At 63.4% G+C, this 17597-nt stretch carries 16 protein-coding genes and 1 pseudogene; 13 read left to right on the top strand and 4 right to left on the bottom strand.

What is annotated here, in order from left to right; genetic code table 11:
* Positions 1-30: 30 nt before the first annotated feature.
* The 4 genes from K675_RS0109420 (at position 31) to K675_RS0109405 (ending at position 4267) form a co-directional block, all read left to right on the top strand.
* Positions 31-1425, top strand: coding sequence for an FAD-binding oxidoreductase (locus K675_RS0109420; protein WP_017903267.1), 1395 nt, complete (start codon positions 31-33; stop codon positions 1423-1425).
* Positions 1426-1464: 39 nt separating this feature from the next.
* Positions 1465-2130, top strand: a complete 666-nt coding sequence (locus K675_RS0109415) for a fumarylacetoacetate hydrolase family protein (RefSeq protein WP_017903266.1) — start codon at positions 1465-1467, stop codon at positions 2128-2130.
* A gap of 188 nt (positions 2131-2318) precedes the next feature.
* The gene (locus tag K675_RS0109410; protein ID WP_026145063.1) at positions 2319-3245 is read left to right on the top strand and encodes an SdiA-regulated domain-containing protein; all 927 of its coding nucleotides are present in this window, start codon (positions 2319-2321) and stop codon (positions 3243-3245) included.
* A 110-nt stretch (positions 3246-3355) separates the two neighbouring features.
* Positions 3356-4267 carry an SdiA-regulated domain-containing protein gene (locus K675_RS0109405; protein WP_017903264.1) on the top strand — a complete coding sequence of 304 codons (912 nt, stop codon included), beginning with the start codon at positions 3356-3358 and terminating at the stop codon, positions 4265-4267.
* A 181-nt stretch (positions 4268-4448) separates the two neighbouring features.
* Here K675_RS0109405 and rpiA read toward each other — a convergent pair whose 3' ends face one another.
* Positions 4449-5120: a ribose-5-phosphate isomerase RpiA gene (gene rpiA, locus K675_RS0109400; protein ID WP_017903263.1), complete on the bottom strand. Its 672-nt coding sequence runs from the start codon at positions 5118-5120 to the stop codon at positions 4449-4451.
* 159 nt (positions 5121-5279) lie between these two features.
* On the opposite strand from rpiA, the gene ilvA reads away from it, so the two are divergent.
* From ilvA to K675_RS0109380, 4 genes and pseudogenes are all read left to right on the top strand, one after another.
* Positions 5280-6794 carry a threonine ammonia-lyase, biosynthetic gene (ilvA, locus tag K675_RS0109395; RefSeq protein WP_017903262.1) on the top strand — a complete coding sequence of 505 codons (1515 nt, stop codon included), beginning with the start codon at positions 5280-5282 and terminating at the stop codon, positions 6792-6794.
* 55 nt (positions 6795-6849) lie between these two features.
* Positions 6850-7278, top strand: coding sequence for a DUF2269 family protein (locus K675_RS0109390; protein WP_017903261.1), 429 nt, complete (start codon positions 6850-6852; stop codon positions 7276-7278).
* A gap of 16 nt (positions 7279-7294) precedes the next feature.
* Positions 7295-8543, top strand: a pseudogene (locus K675_RS30550) (SDR family oxidoreductase).
* The gene (locus tag K675_RS0109380; protein ID WP_017903259.1) at positions 8540-9007 is read left to right on the top strand and encodes a DUF2269 family protein; all 468 of its coding nucleotides are present in this window, start codon (positions 8540-8542) and stop codon (positions 9005-9007) included. The pseudogene K675_RS30550 and the gene K675_RS0109380 overlap by 4 nt, the downstream one beginning before the upstream one ends.
* Before the next feature lie 148 nt (positions 9008-9155).
* Here the strand turns inward: K675_RS0109380 and K675_RS0109375 are convergent, their stop codons facing one another.
* Complete coding sequence (locus K675_RS0109375) at positions 9156-9812, bottom strand: HAD family hydrolase (protein ID WP_017903258.1); 657 nt, start codon at positions 9810-9812, stop codon at positions 9156-9158.
* Between the two features lie 143 nt (positions 9813-9955).
* Between K675_RS0109375 and K675_RS0109370 the strand changes: the two genes are divergently transcribed.
* Together K675_RS0109370 and ptsP are read left to right on the top strand one after the other, a co-directional pair.
* Positions 9956-10435 carry an RNA pyrophosphohydrolase gene (locus tag K675_RS0109370; protein ID WP_026145062.1) on the top strand — a complete coding sequence of 160 codons (480 nt, stop codon included), beginning with the start codon at positions 9956-9958 and terminating at the stop codon, positions 10433-10435.
* Positions 10436-10456: 21 nt separating this feature from the next.
* On the top strand, positions 10457-12730 hold the full coding sequence (ptsP, locus tag K675_RS0109365; RefSeq protein ID WP_017903256.1) for a phosphoenolpyruvate--protein phosphotransferase: 2274 nt from the start codon (positions 10457-10459) through the stop codon (positions 12728-12730).
* A 289-nt stretch (positions 12731-13019) separates the two neighbouring features.
* On the opposite strand, the gene K675_RS0109360 is transcribed toward ptsP, so the two are convergent.
* Complete coding sequence (locus K675_RS0109360) at positions 13020-13766, bottom strand: NRDE family protein (protein ID WP_017903255.1); 747 nt, start codon at positions 13764-13766, stop codon at positions 13020-13022.
* A 109-nt stretch (positions 13767-13875) separates the two neighbouring features.
* Here K675_RS0109360 and K675_RS0109355 point away from each other — a divergent pair, with 109 nt between their 5' ends.
* The 3 genes from K675_RS0109355 (at position 13876) to K675_RS0109345 (ending at position 16713) form a co-directional block, all read left to right on the top strand.
* Positions 13876-14658, top strand: a complete 783-nt coding sequence (locus tag K675_RS0109355; protein ID WP_017903254.1) for a sulfite exporter TauE/SafE family protein — start codon at positions 13876-13878, stop codon at positions 14656-14658.
* Positions 14659-14871: 213 nt separating this feature from the next.
* Complete coding sequence (gene lgt / locus K675_RS0109350) at positions 14872-15693, top strand: prolipoprotein diacylglyceryl transferase (protein ID WP_017903253.1); 822 nt, start codon at positions 14872-14874, stop codon at positions 15691-15693.
* Between the two features lie 48 nt (positions 15694-15741).
* Positions 15742-16713, top strand: a complete 972-nt coding sequence (locus K675_RS0109345) for a thymidylate synthase (protein WP_017903252.1) — start codon at positions 15742-15744, stop codon at positions 16711-16713.
* Between the two features lie 192 nt (positions 16714-16905).
* On the opposite strand, the gene cadR is transcribed toward K675_RS0109345, so the two are convergent.
* Positions 16906-17352, bottom strand: a complete 447-nt coding sequence (gene cadR / locus K675_RS0109340) for a Cd(II)/Pb(II)-responsive transcriptional regulator (protein WP_017903251.1) — start codon at positions 17350-17352, stop codon at positions 16906-16908.
* Between the last annotated feature and the right edge of the window lie 245 nt (positions 17353-17597).

The following is a 17597-nucleotide window of genomic DNA, read 5'->3' as shown; positions in this document are numbered from 1 at the left end:
GTGACCATGAAATGTTCGAGAGTTCTGTCGATGACCGATGCCGCTTTGATTGATGAACTGAAGACCCTGGTCGAACCCGGCAAGGTCCTGACCGACGCCGACTCGCTGAACACCTACGGCAAGGACTGGACCCGGCATTTCGCGCCTGCGCCCAGCGCCATCGTGTTTCCCAAGACCATCGAGCAGGTCCAGGCCATCGTGCGCTGGGCCAACCGCCACCGTATCGCGCTGGTGCCGTCGGGTGGCCGTACCGGCCTGTCCGCGGCGGCCGTGGCGGCCAATGGCGAGGTGGTGGTGTCGTTCGACTACATGAACCGGATCCTCGACATCAACCTGACCGACCGCACCGCCGTGTGCCAGCCGGGGGTGGTCACCGAACAGTTGCAGAACCGCGCCGAGGAACATGGCCTGTACTACCCGGTGGATTTCGCCTCGGCCGGTTCCAGCCAGATCGGCGGCAATATCGGTACCAACGCTGGCGGAATCAAGGTGATTCGCTACGGCATGACCCGCAACTGGGTAGCCGGCCTGAAGGTCGTTACCGGCAAGGGTGATCTGCTGGAACTGAACAAGGACCTGATCAAGAACGCCACCGGCTATGACCTGCGTCAGCTGTTCATCGGCGCCGAGGGCACCCTGGGATTCGTGGTCGAGGCCACCCTGCGCCTGGATCGCGCGCCGAAGAACCTGACCTGCATGGTGCTCGGCACCCCCGATTTCGACTCGATCATGCCGGTGCTGCACGCGTTCCAGGGCAAGCTGGATCTGACCGCCTTCGAGTTCTTCTCCGACAAGGCCCTGGCCAGGATCCTCGGGCGTGGCGACGTGCCGGCGCCGTTCGAGACCGAGTGCCCGTTCTACGCGCTGCTGGAATTCGAGGCGACCACCCTCGAGGTGGCCAACCTGGCGCTGGCAACCTTCGAGCACTGTGTCGAGCAGGGCTGGGTGCTCGATGGCGTCATGAGCCAGAGCGAAACCCAGTTGCAGAACCTGTGGAAGCTGCGCGAATACATCTCCGAAACGATTTCCCACTGGACACCGTACAAAAACGACATCTCGGTCGTCGTCTCGAAGGTTCCGGCCTTCCTCAAGGAAATCGACGCGATCGTCGGCGAGCACTACCCGGATTTCGAAGTCGTCTGGTACGGCCACATCGGCGATGGCAACCTGCACCTGAACATCCTCAAGCCGGATAACCTGAGCAAGGACGAGTTCTTCGCCAAGTGCGCCACGGTCAACAAGTGGGTGTTCGAGATCGTCGAGAAGTACAACGGCTCGATTTCCGCCGAGCACGGTGTGGGCATGACCAAGCGCGACTACCTGACCTACAGCCGCTCCCCGGCCGAAATCGAGTACATGAAGGCGATCAAGGCGGTGTTCGACCCGAACGGGATCATGAACCCGGGCAAGATCTTCGCGGTTTGAACCCCGCGTCACGATGACAAGCAGACCAGGAGTCGCGCAATGAACTATCAGCACCAGTATGTCGACGGTACCCGCATTCATTTTCCCCTCGGCAAGGTGGTTTGCATCGGTCGTAACTATGCCGAGCACGCCAAGGAACTGGATAATCCGGTGCCGACCGAGCCCCTGTTGTTCATCAAGCCCGGCAGTTGCGTCGTGCCGCTGGAGGGGGGCTTCAGCATCCCCGTCGATCGCGGGTCGGTGCATTACGAGGCGGAAATCGCCGTATTGATCGGCAAGCCGCTTTCGACCAAGCCGAGCAAGGAGGAGGTACTCGACGCCATTTCCGGTTTTGCGCCGGCGCTGGACCTGACCCTGCGCGACAAGCAGGCGGAGCTGAAAGCCAAGGGCCTGCCATGGGAAATCGCCAAGTCGTTCGATGGCGCGGCGGTGATCGCTCCATTCGTGGTGGGTAGCACTTTTCCCGACCTGACCAGTATCGGCATTCGCCTGACCATCAATGGCCAGGTGCGCCAGGACGGGACCAGCAGCGACATGCTCAACCCCATCGTACCGATGATCCAGCACATGGCCGCCTGCTTCTCGCTGCAGGCCGGCGACGTGATCCTGACCGGCACGCCGGTCGGCGTTGGCCCGTTGAATGTCGGTGACGAACTGGTGCTGGAACTGCCAGGCGTCAGCCGGTTCGAGAGCAGCGTTCGCTGACCCCGAGCCCGGCCCTCTTCGCCGTGGATGCTTGCGAAGGGGGCTGTCCTCTTTTTGTTTCCATCTGCATGACTTCCCGGCTTTTGCCGTTTTTTTCACATTCTGTCTGGATAATTTTCTGATCTGGTGCTGGGCCGTTGTCTACAGTGCTCATCTGAATGTCATGAAGATCAGGAAAGTACCTCTGCATGAGCGGTCAAACCTTTTCCTCCCCGTCTCCCGCTGGTCGACCCCGTTTCGCCCGGCGTTGGTACCCTTGGCTGTTGCTGGCGGCGCTGGGGGTCGGGGTAGGATTGTCCATGGCGATGCACTGGGATGCCCGCGCCCTGTTGTGGCTCAAGGAACGTTTCCAAACCCCGGCCGAGCGCCAGGCGAGCATCTGGCTGCCGGGCTATCGGGCGGTGATCGATGCCAAACCGTTGCCGGGCATGGAGAAGGACGAGGCCTCCGACGTCAGCTATAGCCCGTCCACCAAGACGCTGTTTGCGGTCATGGGCAAGAACCCTTTCCTGGTCGAGCTGACCCTGCAGGGCGATGTGCTGCGCAAGATCCCGCTGGTCGGTTGGAACAATCCCGAGGCCGTGTCGGTGCTCGAGGGCGAGAACCTGGTGATCGTCGATGAGCGCATGCACATCCTGACCATCGTCAAGGTGGATGCGAGCACCCGTGAACTGAACATCAAGGACTTCCCGCAATACGACCTCGGGCCCTCGAAAGACCAGAACAAGGCCTTCGAGGCGGTGGTCTGGGATGCCCGCAACCAGCAGATACTGCTGGGCGAGGAACGTCCGCCAGCCTTGTTCAGCCTGAAAAGCGACGGTACCCAGGTGTTCGGCGACAAGCGCAGGCTGGAAAGCGACCAACTGGACATGCGCAATCTTTCGGCGCTGGCGATCGATCCGCGTACCCGTCACACGCTCGCGCTGTCGGCGGACTCGCACCTGTTGCTGGAACTGGACGAAGAAGGTCGGCAGGTCAGCTTCATGACCCTGCTGGGCGGTTTCAATGGCTTGAAAGACACGATCCCCCGGGCTGAGGGTGTCACCATCGATGACGATGGCAACCTTTACCTGATCAGCGAGCCGAATCTGTTCTATCGCTTCGAAAAACGCTAGCTGCTTCGCAACGACAAGCGTTCGGGTGGCGCGCTGCCCTGCAAGATTAAGCTTGAATTCATGCCGGCGTGGTTATTTCAACCATCGATCCTGTTTTCGAGCCTGCCTACATGTATCAAACCTTGCGCCTCGGCCCGCTCATCCTGTTGCTCTGCCTGTGCAGCCTGCTGTTGATGGGTGTTGCGGGGCAGCATTATCGATTGTTCGAGCGGGCCTGGTTCAACTGGAAGACCTGGTGGCAGCCGAGCGAGGCGAGCATCGGTCTGGCGGACTACCGGGTGGTCGTCGAGGCACGAGTGATCGACGGGCTCGAAGACGATGTCTCGGCGCTGACCTACGATCCCGTCAGGAAGAGTCTGTTCACCGTGACCAACCAGAATGCCGAGCTGATCGAGCTGTCGCTCGATGGGCACATCCTGCGGCGCATCCCGTTGAGTGGCTTTGGCGACCCCGAGGCCGTCGAGTTCATCAGCGCCGATACCTACGTGATCACCGATGAGCGCGGCCAGCGGCTGATCAAGGTCCATCTGGACGACAACACGCGGTTTCTCGATGCGGCGCACGCCGAGCAGTTGACCCTGGGCGTTAATCTGCCGGGGAACAAGGGGTTCGAGGGTCTGGCCTACGATTCGGCTGGCAAGCGCCTGTTCGTGGCGAAGGAGCGCGACCCGATGCTGATCTACGAGATCCAGGGGTTCCCCCTGCCCGAATCCGCACCGTCTTCCGCCGTGCACGTGGCGAGCAACCCTCGGCGTGATGCCCGGCTGTTTGTCCGGGACCTTTCCAGTTTGCAGTTCGATGAACGCAGCGGACATCTGCTGGCGCTGTCCGACGAGTCGCGGCTGGTGTTGGAGCTCGATGTCGATGGGCGCCCGATCGGCAGCCTGTCGCTGCTCAAGGGCCAGCAGGGCCTCAAGGCCAGCGTGCCGCAAGCCGAAGGCATCGCCATGGACGATGACGGGACGCTTTACCTGATCAGCGAGCCGAACCTGTTCTACGTGTTCAGGCGTGCGTCAGAATGACAGTCGAGAGTGCTGGTCCGGATTGCTGCCTTGTGGCGGTTCATCCGCGGATGAACCGGAGCGCCGGCTCCCACAGTTTGCGTTGATCACAAGATTTGTGTTCCGCACGGTACCGTGGAGCCGGATTCATCCGCGAAGAACGATGACGCGCAACTCAGGTCGCGCGCCAGCTCCCGCCAACTCAGGCCTTGAGGGTCTTGACGCCTTCGCTGGTGCCCAGCAGCAGCAGGTCCGCCGGACGCGCCGCGAACAGGCCGTTGGTGACCACGCCGACGATCGCGTTGATCTGCGTCTCCAGCTCCACCGGGTTGGTGATCCGCAGGTTGTGCACATCGAGGATGATGTTGCCGTTATCGGTCACCACGCCTTCGCGGTACACCGGATCGCCACCGAGCTTGACCAGTTGGCGAGCCACGTGGCTGCGGGCCATCGGGATCACTTCCACCGGCAGCGGGAACGCGCCGAGCACCGGCACCAGCTTGCTGCCGTCGGCGATGCAGATGAAGGTCTTGGCCACCGCCGCGACGATCTTCTCGCGGGTCAGGGCCGCGCCGCCGCCCTTGATCAGGTTCAGGTGCGAGTCGCTTTCGTCGGCACCGTCGATGTAGAACTCCAGGTTGCTGACGGTGTTGAGTTCGTACACCGGAATGCCATGACCCTTGAGCCGCGCTGCCGTGGCTTCGGAACTGGCGACCGCGCCATCGAACGCACCCTTGTGCCGGGCCAGGGCGTCGATGAAGCAGTTGGCGGTGGAGCCGGTGCCCACGCCGACGATGCTTTTGTCATCGAGCTTGGGAAGGATGAAGTCGACAGCGGCCTGGGCCACCGCCTGTTTGAGTTGATCCTGGGTCATGCGGGCTCCGGAAGCGGGCAAGGTGTGAGCGAAAGGCCGGCATTATAAGCGTCGGGCCGGCAAAAGGGGCGAGCAAAACCTCAGTAACCCTGTGGTCGTTGCCGCAAGCGCTGGGTTAGACTCCTCGGTCCCTGCCCAACCCGCCAGTGATGCTTTCCGATGCTCGAACAGTACGTCAAGAAGATCCTCACCTCGCGCGTTTACGACGTTGCCGTGGAAACCCCGTTGCAGAGCGCCCGTCAGCTTTCCGAGCGGCTGGGCAACCAGGTCCTGCTCAAGCGCGAGGACCTGCAGCCGGTGTTCTCCTTCAAGATTCGCGGCGCCTACAACAAGCTGACCCAGCTCAGCGACGTCGAGCGTGCCCGTGGCGTGGTCACCGCCTCGGCGGGCAACCATGCCCAGGGCCTGGCCCTGGCGGCCAAGGTGCTGGGGGTCAAGGCGACGATCGTGATGCCCAAGACCACCCCGGAAATCAAGGTCGAGGGCGTGCGTTCCCGCGGCGGCAAGGTGGTGCTGCATGGAGATACCTTCCCGGAAGCGCTGGCCTATTCGCTGAAACTGGTCGAGGAAAAAGGCTACGTCTACATTCACCCCTATGACGATCCGCACACCATTGCCGGGCAGGGCACCGTGGCGATGGAGATCCTGCGCCAGCACCCGGCGCCACTGGACGCGATTTTCGTACCGGTCGGCGGCGGCGGGCTGATCGCCGGGATCGCGGCCTATGTGAAGTACCTGCGCCCGGACATCAAGGTGATCGGCGTCGAGCCGGACGACTCCAACTGCCTGCAGCAGGCCATGGCCGCTGGAGAGCGGGTGGTCCTGCCGTCCGTGGGGATCTTTGCCGACGGCGTCGCGGTGGCCCAGATCGGCCAGCACACCTTCGATATCTGCAAGGACCATGTCGACGAGGTGATCACTGTCAGCACCGACGAGATCTGTGCGGCGATCAAGGACATCTATGACGACACCCGTTCGATCACCGAGCCGGCCGGCGCGTTGGGTGTGGCCGGGATCAAGAAGTACGTCGAGCAACGCAAGGTGGCCGGGCAGACCCTGGTGGCCATCGACTCCGGGGCCAACGTCAACTTCGATCGCCTGCGCCATGTCGCCGAGCGCGCCGAACTGGGCGAGGGCCGCGAAGCGATCATCGCCGTGACCATTCCCGAGCAGCCGGGCAGCTTCAAGGCGTTCTGCGAGGCCATCGGCAAGCGCCAGATCACCGAGTTCAACTATCGCTACCACACCGGCAGCGAAGCGCATATTTTCGTTGGCGTGCAGACCCATCCCGACAACGATCCGCGCAGCGTGCTGATCGAGAGTCTGACCAGTCAGGGCTTTCCGGTGCTGGACATGACCGACAACGAGCTGGCCAAGCTGCACCTGCGCCATATGGTCGGTGGCCATGCGGCACGGGTCAGCGACGAAATGGTGTTGCGCTTCGAGTTCCCGGAACGCCCGGGGGCACTGTTCAACTTCCTCAACAAGCTCGGTGGGCGCTGGAACATCTCGATGTTCCACTACCGTAACCACGGTGCGGCCGACGGACGCGTGGTCGCCGGCCTGCAGGTGCCGAGCGAGGAGCGCCACCTGGTTCCCGCGGCTCTTGCGGAAATCGGCTACCCATACTGGGATGAAAGCGACAACCCGGCCTATCGCCTGTTCCTGGGCTGAAACGCCACGGATGACTGCTACGCTGATGGGCAACGACTAAGGAAAAAACGGCCAGATGGAAACCTTCACTGCCCTGAAAGTGCTTCACAGTACGGTTACGGTGCTGCTCCTGGGCAGCATCCTGGCTGTCGTCATCGTGTTCTGGCGTGGGCGACGGGCCGGTGACCTGGCGATCCCCGGGCGGATCCTGAAGATGCCCTGGGCGCTGGCCTGGTGGCTGATGGCCCTGTGTCTGCTGGTCCAGCCGCTCAGTGGCTGGTGGCTGGTGCACCTGGGAGGATTCCCGCTGGGCCAGACCTGGCTGCTCGGTTCCAGCGTGCTCTACACTGTCGGTTGCCTGGCCTGGGCCTGGCTCGTGGTGCGGCTCAATCGCCTGCGCCGGGGCGAGGCGGGCGGCAGTGGGAAATTCACGCTGACGCTGGCGATCCTCAGTACGCTGTGTTTCGTCGGGATTGCTGCCCTGATGGGCGCCAAACCGGTTTAATCCGCCAAGGATCGTCATGAAAGTTCTCCTGGTGGGGGCCACGGGCTTCGTGGGTCGCCACTTGCTTGCGGCGTTGACTGCCAACGGTCATGAGGTGATCGCCACCAGCCGGCGCCGCCATTCCCGGGATTTGTCCGAAGTCGAATGGCAGGTCCTCGACCTGGACCAACTGGCAACCGATTCCAAGCATTTCGTGATACCCCCGGATGTCGAACTGCTGATCAATGCGGCCGGCCGTCGACCGCCAGGCGCTGCAGCGAACCCAGGATCGTGGCACGCGGGCACTGTTCGACCTGGCGGCGAAGCGGGGGTTGCGGGTTCTGCATATTTCCGCGCTGGGCGCCGGCGAGCAGCCGGACGTGGCCTTTCTGGCCAGCAAGGCGGCGGCTGATGCCTATCTGATGGAGTTGGGTGTTTCGGCTGTGGTGCTGCGCCCTTCGCTGCTGGTCGGGGCGGGCGGGATCAGCAGTGGCTGGTTGACGCGGCTGTCGCCGTGGCCACTGATTCCCCTGCTAGACCTGGACGCGCGCCTGCAACCGCTGCATATCGACGATTTGTCCGGAGCGGTGCTGGCATTGCTGCGGCATTGGCCAGCGTCGTCGCGGGTGGTGCCGCTGGTCGGGCCGCAGGCGTTGACCCTGGCGCAGCTTCTCGATCACCTGCGTGCCGCCCAGGGCTGGGCGCCGGCGCGCTACTTCAGGATCCCGCAATGGCTGGCGACGGCAGGGGCCTGGTGTGGCGAGCGCCTGGGCTGGCGGGCGTGGAACCGCCAGTGCCTGCGCATGGCCCGGCGCGACAATGTGGCCGATCCCGAGCTGCTGGGCGCACTGTGCGGCTATCGGGCCGCGCCGTTGGCGACCCATCTGGTCGACTGGCCGAATGCCGCGCAGAGCGTGCAGGCGGCCCTGCGTCCACTGATGCTGGCGGTCATGCTGCTGATCTGGTTCGGCACGGCGGCGGTGTGCCTGGGGCCGGGCCATGACTGGAGCCTGCGGATCATGGGTGAATTCGGCGTGACGGGCAGCACGGCCAGCTTCGCGGTGTGGCTCGGTTCGCTGTGCGACGCCCTGCTCGGGCTGGGCATGCTGTTCAAGCGCTGGCGTCGCCGGGCGTTCCAGGCCCAGTTGCTGCTGATGGCCAGCTACACCCTGATCATCAGCCTGGTGCTCCCGCACTACTGGTTTGACCCTTACGCCGCCGTCGCCAAAAACCTGGTGCTGATGGTGGCGACTCTCTGGCTTCTATGGACTGAACCGCGTCGATGAGCGCTTACCTGATACTCAAGACCCTGCATATCCTGTCTTCCACCATTCTCTTCGGCCTGGGGGCCGGCTCCGCCTATTACGCGCTGCGCGCCTGGCGCACCGGCAAGGTCGAGGTGATCGCGGTGACGTTCCGCCACCTGGTGTTCGCCGACTGGGCCTTCACCACGACCACAGCGGTGTTCCAGCCGCTGAGCGGACTCGGGCTGGTGCACCTGGCGGGTTGGCCGTTGACCCAGGGTTGGCTGCTGTGGAGCATGGGCCTGTTCGTGCTGGCGGGTATCTGCTGGCTGCCGGTGGTCTGGCTGCAGATCCGCGTGCACCGGATGGCGGACCAGGCGTTGCGCGAGGGAACACCAATGCCGATCAGGGCGCAGATGTACATGCGCTGGTGGTTTGCGCTGGGATGGCCGGCGTTCCTGGCGTTCATGGCGATCTTCTACCTGATGGTGGCCAAGCCCGCCTGAGCGCCTTGTGGTGGTCTTGCGGGCCTCTTCGCAGGCAAGCCCCGCTCCTGCAGGACCGTGTCGTACACAAGAGCCTGGCACGCCTCGAATCTGTAGGAGCAGGGCTTGCCCGCGAAGAGGCCGCCAGGTCTTGCCTGGCTCCAGGGGGTCAGCCGCGCAGGCTGATCACCGGCCAGCCACGGCGCTCGGCCTCGGCCCGCAGGTTCGGGTCCGGGTCCACCGCCACCGGGTGGCTGACCTGCTCCAGCAACGGCAGGTCATTCATCGAGTCGCTGTAGAAGTAGCTGTCCCGCAGGCTGTACCCGGTTTCCTCCAGCCAGCGGTTCAGGCGCGTCACCTTGCCTTCGCGAAAGCACGGCACGTCGGTACTGCGCCCGGTGTAGCGGCCGTCGACCATTTCACACTCGGTGGCGATCAGGGTCTCGACGCCCAGGCGTGCGGCAATCGGTCCGGTCACGAAACGGTTGGTCGCGGTGATGATGACCAGCTTGTCGCCGGCATCGCGGTGCCGGGCCAGCAGTTCCAGGGCCTTGGGCAGGACGATCGGCTCGATGCAGTCGCGCATGTAGTCGCGATGCCACTCGTCCAGTTGGGCCATCTCGGTACGGCCGAGGATTTCCAGGCAGAAATTCAGGTATTCGGCGTTGTCCAGCTTGCCGGCCAGGTAGTCCTGGTAGAACTCGTCGTTGCGGGTCTTGTAGGCCACCGGGTCGAGAATGCCCCGCTCGCACAGGTAATCGCCCCAGGCGTGGTCGCTGTCGCCGCCCAAAAGTGTGTTGTCCAAGTCGAATAAAGCCAGACGCATTGCAGTTACTCGCTGAAAAGCCTGTAAAAAGGCGATCAGAATACGGTCTTTTCACAAGAGTGCACATAAGGTATGGCGGTGCGTTGCTGCTTTCACAACCTTTGTGGAACAATGCGATGACATGCGTTTACGAGGTGGTTGCCGTGATCGACCCCGATGGTTTCCGTCCTAATGTCGGGATAATTCTGACGAATGATGCTGGTCAGGTCTTATGGGCCCGACGCATCAATCAAGATGCATGGCAGTTTCCGCAAGGTGGGATCAATCCCGACGAGACGCCTGAAGAGGCCTTGTACCGCGAATTGAACGAAGAAGTCGGCCTGGAACGAGAGGATGTGCAAATTCTGGCCTGTACCCGGGGCTGGTTGCGCTATCGTTTGCCGCAACGTCTGGTGCGTACCCACAGCCAACCGCTGTGCATCGGCCAGAAACAGAAATGGTTTCTCCTGCGCCTGCTGTCCAACGAACAGCGGGTGCGGATGGATCTGACCGGTAAACCGGAGTTCGATGGCTGGCGCTGGGTCAGCTATTGGTACCCGTTGGGCCAGGTGGTGACATTCAAGCGCGAGGTTTATCGTCGCGCGCTCAAAGAGCTTGCCCCGCGCCTTTTAACGCGCGACTGACACGGAGTTCGACCCCGAGCCATGCTCAATACGCTGCGCAAGATCGTCCAGGAAGTTAACTCCGCCAAGGATCTCAAGACGGCGTTGGGGATTATTGTCTTGCGCGTCAAAGAGGCCATGGGCAGCCAGGTCTGCTCGGTCTACCTGCTCGACCCCGAGACCAATCGCTTCGTGTTGATGGCCACCGAAGGCCTGAACAAACGCTCGATCGGCAAGGTCAGCATGGCGCCGAACGAGGGCCTGGTCGGCCTGGTCGGCACGCGCGAGGAGCCGCTTAACCTCGAAAACGCCGCCGATCACCCACGCTACCGCTACTTTGCCGAAACGGGCGAGGAGCGTTATGCGTCCTTCCTCGGTGCACCGATCATTCACCATCGCCGCGTCGTCGGCGTGTTGGTCATCCAGCAGAAGGAGCGTCGCCAGTTCGACGAGGGCGAGGAAGCCTTCCTGGTGACCATGAGCGCCCAGTTGGCCGGTGTTATCGCCCATGCCGAGGCCACCGGCTCCATTCGTGGCCTGGGTCGTGAAGGCAAGGGCATCCAGGAAGCCAAGTTCGTCGGCGTGCCGGGCTCGCCGGGTGCGGCGGTCGGTACCGCGGTGGTGATGCTGCCGCCGGCGGACCTGGACGTGGTGCCGGACAAGGCCATCACCGATATCGACGCCGAACTGGCGCTGTTCAAGACCGCCATCGAGGGTGTACGCAACGACATGCGTACCCTGTCGGCCAAGCTGGCGACCCAGTTGCGTCCGGAAGAGCGGGCGTTGTTCGACGTCTACCTGATGATGCTCGACGATGCCTCCCTGGGCAGCGAGGTCACCAACGTCATCAAGACCGGCCAGTGGGCCCAGGGCGCCTTGCGCCAGGTGGTCACCGACCACGTCAACCGCTTCGAGCTGATGGATGACGACTATCTGCGCGAGCGCGCTTCGGACGTCAGGGACCTGGGCCGGCGCCTGCTGGCCTACCTGCAGTCCGAACGCCAGCAGAACATGGTTTATCCGAAGCACACCATCCTGGTCAGCGAGGAACTGACCGCGACCATGCTCGGCGAGGTGCCGGAGGGCAACCTGGTCGGCCTGGTGTCGGTACTGGGTTCGGGCAACTCCCACGTCGCGATCCTGGCCCGGGCCATGGGCATTCCGACAGTGATGGGCCTGGTCGATCTGCCGTATTCCAAGGTCGACGGCATCGAGATGATCGTCGACGGCGCCCGTGGCGAGGTGTTCACCAACCCCGGCGAGTTGCTGCGCAAGCAGTACGTCAGCGTGGTGGAGGAGGAGCGCCAGCTGTCCCAGGGCCTCGATGCCCTGCGCGAGCTGCCTTGCGTGACCACCGATGGTCACCGCATGCCGCTGTGGGTCAACACCGGCCTGCTCGCCGACGTCGCCCGTGCTCAGCAGCGTGGTGCCGAAGGCGTGGGCCTGTACCGCACCGAAGTGCCGTTCATGATCAACCAGCGCTTCCCGAGCGAGAAGGAACAACTGGCGATCTACCGCGAACAGCTTTCGGCGTTCCATCCGCAGCCGGTGACCATGCGCAGCCTGGACGTCGGCGGCGACAAGTCGCTGTCGTACTTCCCGATCGTCGAGGACAACCCGTTCCTCGGCTGGCGTGGTATCCGCGTGACCCTCGACCACCCGGAAATCTTCCTGGTGCAGACCCGGGCCATGCTCAAGGCCAGTGAAGGCCTGAACAACCTGCGCATCCTGCTGCCGATGATCTCCGGGACCCATGAGGTGGAAGAGGCGCTGCATCTTATCCACAGGGCCTGGGGCGAGGTGCGCGACGAAGGCACCGACGTGCCGATGCCGCCTGTCGGTGTGATGGTCGAGATTCCGGCGGCGGTGTACCAGACCCGTGAGCTGGCCCGCCAGGTGGACTTCCTTTCGGTCGGCTCCAACGACCTGACCCAATACCTGCTGGCCGTCGACCGCAACAACCCACGGGTCGCCGATCTGTACGACTACCTGCACCCGGCCGTGTTGCAGGCCTTGCAGAACGTGGTGCGTGATGCCCATGCCGAAGGCAAGCCGGTGAGTATCTGTGGGGAGATGGCCGGGGATCCGGCGGCGGCGGTGCTGTTGATGGCGATGGGTTTCGACAGTCTGTCGATGAACGCCACCAACCTGCCGAAAGTGAAGTGGATGCTGCGCCAGATCAGTCTGAGCAAATCCCAGGAGTTGCTCGCCCAGGTGATGACCATCGACAACCCGCAAGTTATCCACAGCACTCTGCAACTGGCGCTGAAAAACCTGGGGCTGGGCCGGATGGCCAACCCGGTGGTCAAGCACTGATCAGTGGCGGGTGTGACACTCACCGGCGGCATTCCCACGCATAGCGTCACTCGTGTCCGGTAAACACCAAAAGGGGCGCACCGCAGCCTTTGTGCCGAGCGGGCTTGCCCGCGCTCGGCTGCACAGCAGCCGTAAAACTGCGCACGAAGTATCGCGGTAACCGGTTTCAGGAGCGCTCCGCGCTCCAGCGCGGGCAAGCCCGCTCGCCACAAGCATGGCGGTGCGCCCGGTGTTTCAGTGCTTGGCGTAACGATCCGCGCTCCACGACCTGGTGCGCTCCGCGTCACACTCAGAGCGTCAACTCCACTTCGCCCAGGTGCCCGCCATGGGGGCCGAAGCTGCGCTCGACCAGTCGCCGCGTACCGTCGGCATTGACGATCAGCGCCGTGCTCGCCCTCGTCCCGTAGCTGGGGCTGGCGATGAAGATGCTGGATAGCAGGCTTTCGGTCGCCAGGCCCACGCCAGTGTCCGGCAGCTCTGCAAATGGCGCGGTGCTCGGATCGCCCAGCATGGCCAGCAGGTTCTCCGGGGCGGGTCGGTCCAGGGTCTGCGCCAATGCCGCCTTGGCCTTGAGCAGCTTCGGCCACGGTGTGTCGAGTCCGGCATTGGACAGGCCGTAAATGCCTTCCGACAACTGGCGCGGCTGGCCTTCATGGGAATTGAAGTGCCACAGCTCGTCGGCATCGCCCAGCAGCAGGTTGAATCCAGCGTACTCCGGTGATCGTGCAACGATATCCTGGAGATAATCGGCAATCGGCGCGTTTCCGGTGAGAAAGCGCGCCACCAGCTCGCCCCGCGAGCGGCGGGCCGGTGGCTGGTGCGGATTGCGGATGTTGGTCAGCGCGGCGAAGCGCCGCTTGGCACCGACGCCCAGCCAGGTCCCCCCGGCCTCCAGGTCGCGCCCGGCGTAGACCTGCGGGTGTTCGGGCCATTGCCCCAGCGGCAGGCTCGGGCGGGCGTAGAATTCGTCGCGGTTGGCCGCGACGATCAGCGGCTGGGCGTGGCCAGGGCGCCAGGCGAAGACGATCAGGCACATCAGGTGGTCCCTCTGTGTTTTCGTTCACTTTACGCAGGGTGCCGTTCGTCATCCAGTAGAGACGAGCGGCATGCATCCGTTACCATGCCGGACTTGTTTCGGGGGTTGCATGGAATTTCTGCTCTATTTGCTGCTGGGGGCATGCGCGGGCGTGCTGGCCGGGCTGTTCGGCGTGGGTGGCGGGATCATCATCGTTCCGGTGCTGGTGTTCAGCTTCACCCTGCAGGGCTTCGACAGCTCGATCCTGACGCACCTGGCGGTCGGCACTTCCCTGGCGACGATCATTTTCACCTCGATCAACACCATTCGCGGCCATCATCGCCGGGGGGCGGTGCGTTGGCCGATCTTCACCTGGATGGCCCTGGGTATCCTGCTCGGCTCGGGCCTCGGTGCGCTGACGGCCAAGGCGATTGCCGGGCCGAACCTGCAGAAGATCATCGGCGTGTTCGCGGTGATCGTCGCGGTGCAGATGGCCCTGGATCTCAGGCCCGAAAGCCGCCGCGAAATTCCCGGCAAGCTTGGGCTGGGCCTGGCTGGTAGCGTGATCGGCTGGGCCTCGGCGATTTTCGGCATCGGTGGCGGTTCGCTGACCGTGCCGTTCCTGACCTGGCGCAGCGTGCCGATGCAGCAGGCGGTGGCAACCTCGTCGGCCTGTGGCCTGCCGATCGCCGTGGCCGGTACCCTCAGCTTCATGGTACTGGGCTGGCATGATCCGTTGCTGCCGGCGCATAGCCTGGGCTTCGTCTATCTGCCGGCCTTGCTCGGCATTGCCCTGACCAGTATGTTTTTCGCCCGCTTCGGTGTGCAGTTGGCGCACAAGCTGTCGCCGTTGCTGCTCAAGCGGCTGTTTGCCGGGCTATTGTTCTGTGTCGGGATGAAGTTCCTGATCTGAACCTGGGCTCTGTCTGAGAAATCTTGATACTCGGTGATGCTGCGTTGAAAACCGCCGGACCTTCGTCTCAAGACTTTTCAGACAAAGCCTAAGGCCCGGTTCAGCGAACCGGGCGCAATATTGGCTTAATCGCAGGTCTTCATCATGACCCGCTGGCCCGCTTGCCACCTGGGTGAACGGGCCCCGAATTTTCTACTCTACCAAGGAGTCGCAATGCTGCCTTACCCGCAGATCGACCCGGTGGCCGTCGCCATCGGCCCGCTGAAAATCCACTGGTACGGCCTGATGTACCTGGTCGGCATTGGTGGTGCGTGGCTGCTGGCCTCCCGGCGCCTGAACCGTTTCGACCCGACCTGGACCAAGGAGAAACTCTCCGACATGGTGTTCTGGTTGGCCATGGGGGTGATCGTCGGTGGGCGCCTGGGTTATGTGTTGTTCTACGATTTGCCAGCGTATGTCGCCAATCCGACGCTGATCTTCGAGGTCTGGAAGGGTGGCATGGCCTTCCATGGCGGCTTCATCGGGGTGATGCTGGCGGCCTGGTGGTTCGGCCGGCGTAACGGCAAGTCGTTCTTCGAACTGATGGACTTCGTGGCACCCATGGTCCCGATTGGCCTGGGTGCCGGGCGGATCGGCAACTTCATCAACGCCGAGTTGTGGGGCAAGCCGAGCGACGTGCCGTGGGCGATGGTCTTCCCGCCGTTCAGCGACCCGGCGCAATTGCCGCGCCACCCGTCGCAGCTTTACCAGTTCGCGCTGGAGGGCGTGGCGCTGTTCGTCATCCTCTGGCTGTTCTCGCGCAAGCCGCGGCCGACCATGGCGGTGTCCGGCATGTTCGCGTTGTTCTACGGGATCTTCCGTTTTATCGTCGAGTTCGTCCGGGTGCCGGATGCGCAACTTGGCTACCTGGCGTTCGGCTGGGTGACCATGGGGCAGATTCTCAGCCTGCCGATGATCATCGCCGGCCTGGCATTGCTGTGGTTCGCCTATCACCGCAACCCGACCACTCCGGCAACGAAAGACGCCGCGCTTTAAATTCGAATCGGGGCCTGCGGGCCCCGTATTCAAGGATGCAGGTAACTCATGAAGCAATATCTCGATCTGGTCGCCCATGTCATCAAGAACGGCACCAAGCAAGCCAACCGCACCGGTGTGAACACCATCAGCTTTCCCGGCGCGATGCTGCGTTATGACCTCAAGGAAGGTTTCCCGGCGATCACCACCCGCAAGCTGGCCTTCAAGTCCGCCATCGGCGAGATGTGCGGTTTCCTCCGTGGGGTGAACAACGCCGCCGAGTTCCGCGCGCTGGGTTGCAAGGTCTGGGACCAGAACGCCAACGAGAACGCCCAGTGGCTGGCCAACCCGTTCCGCCAGGGCGATGACGACCTCGGTGAAATCTACGGCGTGCAGTGGCGCAAGTGGCCGGCCTACAAGCAGATCCCGGCGAGCAATGCGGCGGCGATCGAGCAGACCCTGGCCCAGGGCTACCGGCAGATCGCCCAGGGCGAGGAAGACGGCCAGGCCTACGTGGTGCTGTACAAGGCAATCGACCAGGTTCGCCAGTGCGTCGACACCATCATCAAGGACCCGGGCAGCCGGCGCATCCTGTTCCACGGCTGGAACTGCGCGCAGCTGGACGAAATGGCCCTGCCACCTTGCCACCTGCTGTACCAGTTCCACCCGAATGTCGAGACGAAGGAAATCTCCCTGACCCTCTACATCCGCTCGAATGACCTGGGCCTCGGGACGCCGTTCAACCTGACCGAAGGCGCGGCGCTGCTGAGCCTGATCGGGCGCCTGACCGGCTACACGCCGCGCTGGTTCACCTACTTCATCGGCGATGCCCATGTGTATGAAAATCACCTGGACATGCTCAACGAGCAGCTCGCCCGCGAGCCGTACCCGATGCCGAAACTGGTGATTTCCGAGCGCGTACCTGAGTTTGCCAAGACGGGCGTGTACCAGCCGGAGTGGCTGGAGAAGGTCGAGCCGAGCGACTTCAGCCTGGAAGGCTACCAGCACCACGCGCCGCTGACGGCGCCGATGGCGGTCTGAGTCGTCAGGTGAAGAGGCATCGTGGCGAGCGGGCTTGTCGGGACGCCGCACCGCCGCGCAGGGGCGCGAAACGGCCCTAAAACCGGCGACGACGTCCTGCCTGATACCCTGATGTTGCTGATTTCAGGGGTGTTGCGCCCCCCCAGCGCGGCGGTGCGGCGTCCCGGCAAGCCCGCTCGCCACAGGGGGGGCTCAATGCCCGTGACTTCTCGCGACATGTGAATGCTCTTCAGCCGGCACCACGCTGCCACTGACCTCCAGGCGCTGCAGGATCGCGCACTGGTCCGCCTCCGGCCCGCCGCCACAGCGCTGGCGCAGGTCCAGCAACTGGGCCTGCAACGCCAACAGCCCATCGATCCGCGCCTTGACGTGGTGGATGTGCTCGTCGACCAGCGCATTCACGCTTTCGCATTGGTCCCGCGGGCTGTCGCGCAGGTCCAGCAGACTGCGGATTTCCTCCAGGGTCATGTCCAGGCTGCGGCAATTGCGGATGAAGGTCAGGCGCTCGACGTGGGCCTGGGTGTACAGGCGATAGTTGCCTTCGCTGCGCGCCGGTTCCGGCAGCAGGTTTTCCTTCTCGTAGTAACGGATGGTTTCCACCTGGCAGTCGGTGAGTTTCGCCAGTTCACCAATTTTCATCGTCGGATCTCCCAAAAGGGTGCTTGACCCTATAGTGGCTACAGGGTGTTCACTTGGCAACAGGCACTTTTCAGGGACGTATCCCATGAGCGACTCCATCCACACGCCGCGCCAGCCTGGCAATGATCACCAGCACGACGAGCACGCTGGCGCCTGCTGTTCGAGCGACGTTCAGCCAGTCTCCGTGCACCAGCATGCTGGCCACGACCACGACCACGACCACGACCACGACCACGACCACGACC

The organism is Pseudomonas fuscovaginae SE-1, assembly GCF_000364705.1.
GTDB lineage: Bacteria > Pseudomonadota > Gammaproteobacteria > Pseudomonadales > Pseudomonadaceae > Aquipseudomonas > Aquipseudomonas fuscovaginae_A.
Note: the sequence above shows the minus strand (reverse complement) of the source record. Positions and strands in the feature narration are given on the sequence as shown.

What these genes read in the sequence shown, in the direction of transcription:
- K675_RS0109420 (WP_017903267.1), top strand. Translation starts at nt 31, where the DNA reads ATGACCGATGCCGCTTTGATTGATGAACTGAAGACCCTGGTCGAACCC.
- K675_RS0109415 (WP_017903266.1), top strand. Translation starts at nt 1,465, where the DNA reads ATGAACTATCAGCACCAGTATGTCGACGGTACCCGCATTCATTTTCCC.
- K675_RS0109410 (WP_026145063.1), top strand. Translation starts at nt 2,319, where the DNA reads ATGAGCGGTCAAACCTTTTCCTCCCCGTCTCCCGCTGGTCGACCCCGT.
- K675_RS0109405 (WP_017903264.1), top strand. Translation starts at nt 3,356, where the DNA reads ATGTATCAAACCTTGCGCCTCGGCCCGCTCATCCTGTTGCTCTGCCTG.
- rpiA (WP_017903263.1), bottom strand. Translation starts at nt 5,120, where the DNA reads ATGACCCAGGATCAACTCAAACAGGCGGTGGCCCAGGCCGCTGTCGAC.
- ilvA (WP_017903262.1), top strand. Translation starts at nt 5,280, where the DNA reads ATGCTCGAACAGTACGTCAAGAAGATCCTCACCTCGCGCGTTTACGAC.
- K675_RS0109390 (WP_017903261.1), top strand. Translation starts at nt 6,850, where the DNA reads ATGGAAACCTTCACTGCCCTGAAAGTGCTTCACAGTACGGTTACGGTG.
- K675_RS0109380 (WP_017903259.1), top strand. Translation starts at nt 8,540, where the DNA reads ATGAGCGCTTACCTGATACTCAAGACCCTGCATATCCTGTCTTCCACC.
- K675_RS0109375 (WP_017903258.1), bottom strand. Translation starts at nt 9,812, where the DNA reads ATGCGTCTGGCTTTATTCGACTTGGACAACACACTTTTGGGCGGCGAC.
- ptsP (WP_017903256.1), top strand. Translation starts at nt 10,457, where the DNA reads ATGCTCAATACGCTGCGCAAGATCGTCCAGGAAGTTAACTCCGCCAAG.
- K675_RS0109360 (WP_017903255.1), bottom strand. Translation starts at nt 13,766, where the DNA reads ATGTGCCTGATCGTCTTCGCCTGGCGCCCTGGCCACGCCCAGCCGCTG.
- K675_RS0109355 (WP_017903254.1), top strand. Translation starts at nt 13,876, where the DNA reads ATGGAATTTCTGCTCTATTTGCTGCTGGGGGCATGCGCGGGCGTGCTG.
- lgt (WP_017903253.1), top strand. Translation starts at nt 14,872, where the DNA reads ATGCTGCCTTACCCGCAGATCGACCCGGTGGCCGTCGCCATCGGCCCG.
- K675_RS0109345 (WP_017903252.1), top strand. Translation starts at nt 15,742, where the DNA reads ATGAAGCAATATCTCGATCTGGTCGCCCATGTCATCAAGAACGGCACC.
- cadR (WP_017903251.1), bottom strand. Translation starts at nt 17,352, where the DNA reads ATGAAAATTGGTGAACTGGCGAAACTCACCGACTGCCAGGTGGAAACC.